Genomic DNA, 9,676 nt, shown 5'->3' with positions numbered 1-9,676 from the left:
TTCAAGTTTTACTCTGCCCCTATTATTTAATAGAAAGCTGATGAATTAATTTCTAAAAATATAAATCAAAACCATTTTTCACATTAAATAATCAAAAGAGTCTTATTTATAGCACTCAAAATTACTCAATCACTTAATATGCACAACCTTAAATATCATTATTAATATATTAAAAATCACTGAAAAATTATTTTACAAATATACAAAGAATATCAATCTTTCCTACTGAATATTTCCAAATTTTACAAAGTAACTTTACATGTCAAAAGTGTTTCTTTTCTGCGCCTAACGCCATTTTGAAAAATAGAATATGTTATAAAAATAATTAGATTAAAAATCACACAGTTTAACTCTAATTTTTAATCTACTTTATATCATGTACTTAGGTGGATTTATGTCAGACATACATAGGGAACAAAATTTAGAAGATTCATCTAGCTTATCTTATATATCGCCAAAGATGATTTTAAATGATTGCAACCTGAATATGGACTCAAATCAGGTTGTTTTATTTCTTGATATTGACGGAACAATCTCTGAATTTCACCCAGATCCAGATAAAAGTATAATTCATCCTGAAATTATAAATATATTGAAAAATTTACAACAATATATTCAGCTGATATTAGTTACTGGTCGTTCGATTTTACAAGCACAAAAACTTATTCACCCTCTGCAATGGAATATCGCTGGATCACATGGTCTGGAATTAATCTATCAAGCTGATTTAAAGACATTAATCTCTTTAAATAAGCCGCAGCTACAAGCCCTAAAACAATATATTCAGGAACAGGCAGTTCAAATCCCTGATTTGCGGATCGAGGTTAAAGATTATTCTGTTGCGCTACATTTTCGTGAACATCCTCAACTAGAAGATCGCGTACATGCTTTTGCGCTGGAATGTCTCAACCAGTTTTCCGACTTTGAGTTAAAAGCTGGCAAGTATGTTTTTGAATTGGTGCCCAAAGGCGCCAATAAAGGTTCAGCGATTCAACAGATTATTCAGCAATACCATCTCACTGATCATTATCACATGTTTATTGGTGATGACCTGACCGATGAAGCCGGATTCAAGGTCATCAATGCCCTTCACGGCTGCTCAATCAAAGTAGGCCTTGGCCAGACCCTAGCACGGTACAGACTGGAGAACGTCTCTCAAGTTCAGGCCTTCCTGAAAGAATTTTTAAATGTAATTGAAGTACAAGAACAACAACCATTGGAGAAATCACATGTCTAAACTCATTGTGTTATCAAACCGTGTGAATCTACCTAACCCAGAAAGTATGAAGGCTGGTGGATTGGCTGTTGCATTGCAGGATGCATTGCATGATATAGGCGGTATCTGGGTTGGATGGAATGGCTCCAGAGTTGACCAGAACAAGGAACAGAAATTTCAGATTCTGAAACATCAGAATGTGGAATATCATACCAGTGCACTGAGCGAAGCCCAGTACCAGGGTTATTATTGTGGTTTTTCTAATAATGCCTTATGGCCATTAATGCATGACCAGCATCAACGTGTTGAATATCAGCCACAGGATTTTAAAACCTATAAAGATGTCAATTTGCGTTTTGCCAAACACCTGAAACAGGTGGCTTCACCGCATGACATCATCTGGATTCATGATTATCATTTCCTGAGTGTGGCGCATTACTGTCGTAAATTAGGCATGCGCAACCGGATTGGATTCTTCCTGCACATTCCTTTCCCAGAACTGAAACTTTGGCAAACGCTGCCTCCTTATCAGGAACTGGCCCGACATCTGGCAGATTTTGATGTCATTGGTCTGCAGACTCCACGCGATCAGGCCAACTGTATTGATTTCCTGGAACAGGTATTAAATATTCAGCATCGCAATGATGAAATCCTGAGTTATCAGTCTAAACGGATTTATGTGAAGGCTTATCCAATCGGTGTACATCCGGCGCAGCTTCAGAAGCAGGCTGCTGAGAGTCAAGTCACTGACCTGCCCTTTGATCTGGATAAAGCACATGCCCATAAGACTATTATTTCGGTTGACCGGATTGACTACAGTAAAGGGCTGCTGGAGAAAATTCATGCATTCCAGGAGTTACTGGATGAACAGCCTGAATTTAAAAATCAGTTCCAGCAATTACAGATTGCCTGCCCATGCCGACTGGATGTGAACAGCTATAAAAAACTTTATGAACAGTTCCAGGCCGCAGTGCAGAATTTAAATCATCAGCATGGCAATGCAAACTGGCTACCTTTTGACTGTAGCTATGACACTTTGGGTCATGAAGCCCTGATGCAGCTTTACCGTAAGGCAGATATTTGCTGGGTGAATTCAATCCGAGACGGGATGAATCTGGTGGCTAAGGAATATATTGCTGCGCAAGATCCATTGGATCCAGGGGTATTGATTCTGTCTAAATATGCCGGGGCTGCCGAGCAAATGAAAGAAGCCTTACTAGTCGATCCTTATGATCAGGACAGTATGGCCAAAGCCTTGAAAAGAGCCTTGCGTATGCCTAAGTCGGAACGTTTGGAACGTTACCGCTATTTACAGCAAGGCTTGAAGAATTTCGATATCATTCGCTGGCGTGATCAGTTCCTGTCTGATCTGAAAAAATCACAAAGCTTGCGAATTTATCGACCAGTGGCCAAAGGCATTTCGACCCAGTTCAATATGCATGCCTAAGGTCTGAAAGCCCATAAAAAAACACCAGCTTTATGCTGGTGTTTTGTGGTCTAGGCCGGCAATAAGACCTTCTGCTTTTTCTGATTCTTTGTGACCGGCAGTCAGATGGTTCAGGACTACAATGCTCATTAAAGCAAATGCGATGACTGTAAACACTAAACGTAAGCCGATAATTTCACTACCGAAACCTACCAGCGCTGGCCCGATCAATGAACCGGTATAAGCAAATACCGATACATAAGATAATGCTACATGAGAAGCCATAGATTTTTGGCGGCCTGCACGAGAGAACATTAACGGAACGATGTTGGCGCTACCTAGACCCAAGATCGCATAACCAGTTAAAACGACTTGCCATACTGGTGCAAAGATCACCATAAATAGGCCTGCTGCAGCCAGCAAAGCACTTAGTAAGATAGTAGTTTTTTCACCCAAGCTTTGAATGATGAGATGACCGCTAAAACGTCCAAGCACCATCAAGCCAGCAAAGAAACTATAAGCCAGACCGGTATGCGCTGCAGGTACGTTAAACTGGGTTGCCAGATAAATACCGCTCCAGTCCATCGCTGCACCTTCAGACAGGAAGGATACAAAACAGATCAGGCCAATACCTAAAATTGCGAATGTTGGTAGCGCTTTTTTCGCAGGTTTTGCTGTAGTTGTATTAGTTTCTTCTGTAGTTGATGACTGACCACCCAAGCAAAATGGAATTGCCAGCATCGCAATCGCAAGCAACATTACACTTACAACCAGTGCGCCAGTTAAAGGTGCCAGACCAAATCCCATTAACGTGGTCATGCCCAATACACCAACCAGACCACCCAAGCTACATACGCCATGGAAACCCGACATCAAGCTTTTATCCATGAGTTTTTCAATCTGGGCAGCCTGAATATTTACGGTTACCCCCAAAGCACCAGCACTGGCGCCAAAGAAAAACAGGGTAATTGCCATCATCAAGCTGGTAGGACTAATCGCTAGCGCTGGCAAGATGAACAGAAATGCAGCCAGAATAACAGCCAGTACTGTACGGCAACCAAACTTGCTCGCCATACGACCTGCCAATGGCATGGCCAGCATTGAGCCAACTCCGGCACATAGCAAAAGTAAACCAAAGTCAGCATGGTTCAGCAATAAGCGCTGCTGCGCATAAGGAATTAATGGTGCCCAGGCAGCTGTACTAAAACCTAGACTAAAAAAACACAGTGCAGTGGCGATTTTCTGCCAGAGATACGGTGATGGAGACTGAAGACGAGAAATTAGCTGTGAATTTAACATTGTCATTCCAAAAGAAAGAGCTCAGGCATCCATTACCGATCATCCATAGAAAAACCCCGCGGACTTATAGCTGAAAAATATAAGTAGCAGGGCTTAATTTGTGTGAATTATAAACAGAATTTTTCTAAATGAAATAGCTTTTAGAAATGAATTTTTAAATTTTTTACAAGTAATTGATTGTATAAAATTTATAATTTTATAGTTTTATTTGTATATGCTGATCGGTTTTTTCATTGCTTCCTGTAACTCAAGATTTTGTAAAAAACAGGCGAAACCTTCAGCAACTTTTGACTGTAGCCGACTACTGGTTGTTACCCTTAATTGATTGGACCAGGTAATATTGACTCCTGCCTGTTGTAAACGGCGAACAAAGTCGACATCTTCATGACAATCTAACTGGTTAAACCCATCAAAATTATTATATATACTTGTTTTAAAACATAAGTTTGCACCATGAATATGCCGATGATCCATTTTGTCCTGATAGTGACCTAAATATTTCAATCGGGCTTCCAGGCTAAAATTTTTCCATTCGTCCACTTCAACGACCCCACAAATTGCGTCAGTGGGTTGGTGCTGCCACATGACCTTGAACCAGTCCTCCTGAACATATGAATCCGCATCGGTACAACAGATCCAGTCGCATCCTTGTTCAATTACTTTTTGAATTCCTAAATGACGGGTCTTACCCACCGAACGAAAGTCACAACTAATGACTTCTACCCCCAGTTGCACGGTTTTGATCGCGGTTTGATCGGTACAACTGTCTAAGACAACTAAAATCTTAATCTCGGGAATATTTCCAGATGAACCAAGGTATTGATAAAATTCAAATTGTGCTTTTTTTAAGGCCAGCAGGCAACGTTCTATATAGGCTTCTTCATTACAGGCAGGAATGACCACACCAATTTTATTCATTTAAGGCCCTCTTGCTCTGCCACAGACTGTGGGCTATTTATCCAGACATCAACCAGAAAATCAGGTTCCTGAAGTTGTGAACATTTTTTATAAGGCAGGTGAGTATTTAGATGGTCATGAGTATCATCACCAGTAAAGCTAAAACCTGAAATCGGTGCCCGCCAGTGACAAGCCAGAATACAGCCTTCTGCATCAAGGGCGTGCTGCAACCAGTGGGTCAATTTCTCTAAAGCGGCCTGATCCAGATAATATAAAACCTCACTCAGTACAATTAGCTGGAACTTACGCTCTGGCAAGTCTTCCGGAACAATGCCTTGGACAAAATTGACATGAGAATAATCTTGCAGACGTTGTTGCGCTAGCTGGATCGCTGTCGTATTGGCATCCAGACAGATGAGTTCTCCGGTATGAGGAGCTAGTTCCTGACTTAGCATGCCATTACTACAACCGATTTCTATGGCAGATTCAAAATGCAGTTTGGGCAAGAGCGCTTTACAAATCTGACGTTTACGCTGTTCATACCAGCGCTGTTCATAATGCCATGGATCTCCTTGATTCAGCGCATATAAAGCATCAAAATAGGCATGATCATAAGTTGATTTACTGTTCATACAGATAAACCTCCCATGGCTGTAAAACACGCTCCAATGCATGTTCAGGGACAATCGGTGCCTGTTCTGTCGTCGGGTCATTCTCAATCTGACTCTTGAAACATCGTGCAGCTCGGGCTTTATATTTTAATTCTTCATCTGTCAGCCTGAGTTTGTGCGCAACAGCCCACGGAATTCGAGTGTCTCCTGGTGTGGCCCAGTGCCATGCCCAGATTAAAACCTGAATATACGGTAACTGTAACTCAGTCGCGAGCTGCTGGACGACCTGACCGGTTATTTCATGGTCTGGATGCCCATCATGAACAAAAGTCGTGACCAATATATCATTAGGCTGCAAATACGAATGCAATTGCTGTTTGAGCAAACCTTGCTGCTCGGCCACTTTTCCATCCTGAATATCCAAAGCAATCCGAAGAACCGGCTGTTCTAAGGACAATTCTTCCAGAGCCTGACGCGTTTCTGCTGGACGAATCTGGTTCAGTTCTTCTGGCGTATACAGACTCGAACCGGGATGGCTGGCCGTACCATTAGTTACTGCAAACAGTACAATCTTATAGCCGAGTTTATCCAAACGTTGCATCAGTCCACCACATCCCAGAATTTCATCATCCGGATGCGGTGCCACAATACAGACTCTGCCATCTGCAGGAATTACACTGGAAATATCAAATTCTGGCATCTGCTGTAATATTTCGCAGTTACGCCATTCTTCTACCCGCGTCCCTTCCCCATGGATCACACGATCTTCGACAATCTCATGTTTTAAAGTGCCCATAGTTCTTCCTCCTGTGCGCTTAGCTCTCCAATACGCTCAAGATCAAAGGCAGCATGGCTTTGACGGATAAATACCGGTAAATCTGCTGCGAGCCGGGCAAAATAAGAATTGGTACAATAAGGCGCTGCGCCGAGCGCTTTTCCAACCTGGTTGAGTACATTTAATGCAGTGGCTTCAACCTGCGCGCGCAAAGCCTGAATCTGAAGTTGATGAGGAAATTTGGGTTGCTGGTCAATCAATTCTGCAACCCGATAAAACAAAGCCTGAGTAGCTAAAAGATCACGGCTGATTTCACCCAGATACATGGCTTTATACATATGCGGTTTTCTTAACTGTTCCTGCTGCAGATATTCAGCAAGAGCTACTGTCGCACCATACCAGCAAGCAGCAACGCCTGCTGCTCCATGCCAGAATCCTACCCGATCCAGATATGCATGTGGATCAGCGACTTTTTTGACAGGAACCTGATTAAATTCTAGTTGTGCAGTGGATGTATGCTGCATTCCCACAGCTTGCCAGACAGTATGGTCATGCTGAATACCAGGCTGCTGCATATCTACAATTAGCAATTGAGAGTGATTTTGTTCATCCCGATAAGTCAGTAAGCCTGCCTCTACCCAGCTAGAAGCGGAACACCAGGTCTTAATGCCAGTCAGCTTATCTTCATTCAGCTGCAATGGTTGAGGCCCGCCTTCTGCTGCCCAGACTGCCCAAAGCTGATGAGGATGTGCCGGAACATCTAATTCATGCAGAATCGCAATTGCATCCAGATGCGACTCAAATATTTTGCCCAGACTTAAATTGGTTGCCGAGATCTGGCTTAAAATTTGCCAGCGTTTTAAAGTTTCCCCTGATGCAGGAAAAGGAACCTGATCCGAAAGTTGCACCAGCTCCTTCAAAGTCGTTTGAATATTTTCTTTAGGTTCTAATGATGAATTTTTAAATCTTTCTAATATTGAACTGAGGTCCATAAAAGTGCTTCCTCAAAAATATCGATATTGTGGTCATTTGATGAAAGCCAGTTAAGGAAAAAGTCTTTTCATCTGTTTTAAACGGGTCATCAGTCCTAGTACCTTACGGCGTGCCATAATTTCTTCTTCACTAAAAGGCAATTTTTCTCTAAGTTGACTCATAGGTAAATGGTTATGTTCGATCAGATAAATATCCTGCTCCCTACTCCATTGCGTATTTTGTATCTGTGCCAGTAATTTTTTAGGATCTGGTCTCGCCATAAAAGTTTTATTCCTTGAAATAGAGAATAGAAGCCGAAGCTTCTATTCTCATGGTATTTATGCAGGAATTGTTTCTGAGATCAATTCACGCGCCCAAACACGGTGATTCATGATCAAGGTCTTAAAGGTGTCTTGCACGGTATCGAATTGAGAATTTGCCAAGGTACCTTCATCGCTGATCAGTTTTAAGTCTTCAATCAGCTGACCTTTATCTCCCAGGAAGACAATCGGTTTCAGGTGCTTATAAGCTTCAAGCAGATAGTGAGTCGCGATACCATCTTTCAGCACCATCTCATAGTTATCACCATCCACAATCACTACGGCATCATAGGCGATCGAAGGTTCAGCCTTCTGCATGCCATCAGATGGGATTACTGTACCTTGCTGGCTCAGAACTGGTCCTGGACGAGGTGTTAACACATCAGCCACAGCACTCTCTGATTCAGCCCAAGCCTGTACAGCTTTAATACTGGCTTCATTGGCTTTGTCATGTGCCAGAATCGCGATTTTACGTGCCTTAATATCGGCAGGTTTAAACGCTTCAAAAGACAGACGCTTAGAAATCAGTACATCAGGCAGTTTTGCAGCTTTTTTCTCAGCTGGGATTTCAATACCCAATTGATCCGCGACTTGTTGAGCCAGCGTCAAGTCAATATTGCACAGCACTTCAAGCACTTCACGTTCACGGATATTTTGGCGTTGTACTTTACTCAGTTCGAAGACATAGGCATCAATAATGTGCTTCTGCTCATGCGGTGCCTGGCTTTGATAGAATAAACGGGCATGAGTGAAGTGATCGTTAAAGGACTCACTACGCTGGCGGATTTTATGACCGTCAATACGTTCCTGATAGCTTTCGAAACCACCTGCCTGAGTCGCACCTGGTGCTTCAGCTGGCCAGTTGTCATCAATCGAGTTTGGTTCGTAGTTGGCCTGTCCGGTGTGAATAAGACGTTGATGCAAACCATCACGCTGATTGTTATGGAATGGGCAAACCGGCTTATTAATTGGAATCTGATGGAAGTTTGGACCACCCAAGCGGCTCAGCTGAGTATCAGTATAAGAGAACAGTCGTGCCTGTAGTAGCGGGTCGTTGGTAAAGTCAATGCCTGGTACAACATGCCCTGGACAGAAGGCTACCTGCTCAGTTTCACCAAAGAAATAATCAACATTACGGTTCAACACCATACGGCCAATTGGAGTCACTGGAACCAGTTCTTCCGGAATGATTTTGGTTGCATCCAGCAAGTCAAAATCAAATTTCATTTCATCTTCTTCAGGAACGATCTGTACACCTAATTCCCATTCCGGGTAATTACCTGAAGCAATTGCTTCATATAGATCACGACGATGGAAATCCGGATCCTTACCTGCCAGTTTTTGCGCTTCATCCCATACCAGCTGTGTCAGACCTTGTTTAGGCGTCCAGTGGAACTTCACAAAAACAGCTTTATTTTCAGCATTAATTAAACGGAAGGTATGCACACCAAAACCTTGAATAGATCGTAAATTACGTGGAATTGCACGATCCGACATTGCCCACATCACCGCATGTGCAGATTCAGGTACAAGAGAGACAAAGTCCCAGAAAGTATCATGTGCTGACGCACCTGATGGAATCTCGGTTTGTGGTTCAGGTTTCAGCGCATGGACAAAATCAGGAAACTTGATGCCATCCTGAATAAAGAACACTGGCGCATCATTAGCCACCAGGTCGAAGTTACCTTCATCCGTATAAAACTTGGTCGCAAAACCACGAATATCACGTACCGTATCTGCTGAACCGCGAGGACCTTGTACTGTAGAGAATCGAACAAAGACTGGAGTCTGAGCACCGGTATTGATTAAAAACCCGGCTTTAGTCCATTTTTCATTGCCTGGATAAGCTTCAAAAAAACCATGTGCCCCAACACCACGTGCATGCACAATTCGCTCTGGAATACGCTCATGGTCAAAATGGGTAATCTTTTCACGGAGAATAAAATCCTCCATTAAAGTTGCTCCACGAACGCCCGCTTTTAAACTGTTCTGGTTATCCGAAATCTTGACACCTTGGTTGGTAGTCAGTGCCTGTTCGGTTGAGTCGCTACGATATGCATCAAGCTGCTCACTTTTTTTATTGGTATTCTGCTTATCTAAACCATTTTTACCTGTGGCTGGACTGTTCGCCTTAATTTTCATGACATTTTCCTTGCTGAT

Annotated in this window: 9 protein-coding genes; 2 read left to right on the top strand and 7 right to left on the bottom strand. The window is 42.6% G+C overall.

The window, feature by feature from the left end:
* Nucleotides 1-394: 394 nt before the first annotated feature.
* Nucleotides 395-1,237, top strand: coding sequence for a trehalose-phosphatase (gene otsB / locus B3143_RS03770; protein ID WP_104426492.1), 843 nt, complete (start codon nucleotides 395-397; stop codon nucleotides 1,235-1,237).
* Nucleotides 1,230-2,663 carry an alpha,alpha-trehalose-phosphate synthase (UDP-forming) gene (locus tag B3143_RS03765; protein WP_104426493.1) on the top strand — a complete coding sequence of 478 codons (1,434 nt, stop codon included), beginning with the start codon at nucleotides 1,230-1,232 and terminating at the stop codon, nucleotides 2,661-2,663. Before otsB ends, B3143_RS03765 begins: the two co-directional genes overlap by 8 nt.
* Before the next feature lie 30 nt (nucleotides 2,664-2,693).
* Here B3143_RS03765 and B3143_RS03760 read toward each other — a convergent pair whose 3' ends face one another.
* The 7 genes from B3143_RS03760 to katE form a co-directional block, all read right to left on the bottom strand.
* The gene (locus B3143_RS03760; protein WP_104426494.1) at nucleotides 2,694-3,941 is read right to left on the bottom strand and encodes an MFS transporter; all 1,248 of its coding nucleotides are present in this window, start codon (nucleotides 3,939-3,941) and stop codon (nucleotides 2,694-2,696) included.
* A 204-nt stretch (nucleotides 3,942-4,145) separates the two neighbouring features.
* Entirely contained in the window at nucleotides 4,146-4,859 is a 714-nt protein-coding gene (locus tag B3143_RS03755) for a glycosyltransferase (RefSeq protein WP_034170394.1), read from the bottom strand.
* The gene (locus B3143_RS03750) at nucleotides 4,856-5,470 is read right to left on the bottom strand and encodes a class I SAM-dependent DNA methyltransferase (RefSeq protein ID WP_104426495.1); all 615 of its coding nucleotides are present in this window, start codon (nucleotides 5,468-5,470) and stop codon (nucleotides 4,856-4,858) included. Before B3143_RS03750 ends, B3143_RS03755 begins: the two co-directional genes overlap by 4 nt.
* Entirely contained in the window at nucleotides 5,460-6,245 is a 786-nt protein-coding gene (locus B3143_RS03745; RefSeq protein WP_104426496.1) for a PIG-L deacetylase family protein, read from the bottom strand. The genes B3143_RS03750 and B3143_RS03745 overlap by 11 nt, the downstream gene beginning before the upstream one ends.
* Nucleotides 6,233-7,216, bottom strand: coding sequence for an acyl-CoA dehydrogenase (locus B3143_RS03740; RefSeq protein WP_104426497.1), 984 nt, complete (start codon nucleotides 7,214-7,216; stop codon nucleotides 6,233-6,235). The genes B3143_RS03745 and B3143_RS03740 overlap by 13 nt, the downstream gene beginning before the upstream one ends.
* A gap of 51 nt (nucleotides 7,217-7,267) precedes the next feature.
* The gene (locus B3143_RS03735; protein ID WP_104426498.1) at nucleotides 7,268-7,477 is read right to left on the bottom strand and encodes a hypothetical protein; all 210 of its coding nucleotides are present in this window, start codon (nucleotides 7,475-7,477) and stop codon (nucleotides 7,268-7,270) included.
* 57 nt (nucleotides 7,478-7,534) lie between these two features.
* A complete protein-coding gene (katE, locus tag B3143_RS03730) occupies nucleotides 7,535-9,658 on the bottom strand; it encodes a catalase HPII (RefSeq protein ID WP_104426499.1) in 2,124 nt (707 codons plus the stop codon).
* Nucleotides 9,659-9,676 lie beyond the last annotated feature (18 nt).

Origin of the sequence: Acinetobacter sp. UBA1496, from assembly GCF_002324975.1 — a bacterium.
GTDB lineage: Bacteria > Pseudomonadota > Gammaproteobacteria > Pseudomonadales > Moraxellaceae > Acinetobacter > Acinetobacter variabilis.
This window is presented reverse-complemented; position numbering and strand designations above follow the sequence as displayed.